A 359-nucleotide genomic window follows, 5' to 3' on the forward strand; every position below is an offset into this window, starting at 1 on the left:
AGACTCGAACACACTTTCGTGTGTCGTTTCAATTTTCAGCTTGTTCCGGATTGTTAAAGAGCAAATACTTCGCAATACACCTTATCGTGTATTCTGAAGTATCGTGGCCGCGCACCTTTCACTTGCGTTACCCAAGCAGGTGGCGTCCCTTAGGGGATTCGAACCCCTGTTACCGCCGTGAAAGGGCGGTGTCCTGGGCCTCTAGACGAAAGGGACATATATCTTTCGCAGACACCCTGCTTCTTACATCTGTCAGACAATCTGTGTGAGCACTTCAGAGAGGTATCTTTAAGGTAAGGAGGTGATCCAACCGCAGGTTCCCCTACGGTTACCTTGTTACGACTTCACCCCAGTCATGA

General features: G+C 49.3%; 1 tRNA gene and 1 rRNA gene. Both read right to left on the reverse strand.

Annotated elements, in window-relative coordinates:
• Window positions 1-140: 140 nt before the first annotated feature.
• Window positions 141-216 (reverse strand) — tRNA-Glu (locus tag DW56_RS09015).
• Between the two features lie 78 nt (window positions 217-294).
• Window positions 295-359 (reverse strand): 16S ribosomal RNA (locus DW56_RS09020); the annotation flags it as partial.

The sequence above is a fragment of the Franconibacter helveticus LMG 23732 genome (genome assembly GCF_000463115.2).
Classification (GTDB): Bacteria; Pseudomonadota; Gammaproteobacteria; order Enterobacterales; family Enterobacteriaceae; genus Franconibacter; species Franconibacter helveticus.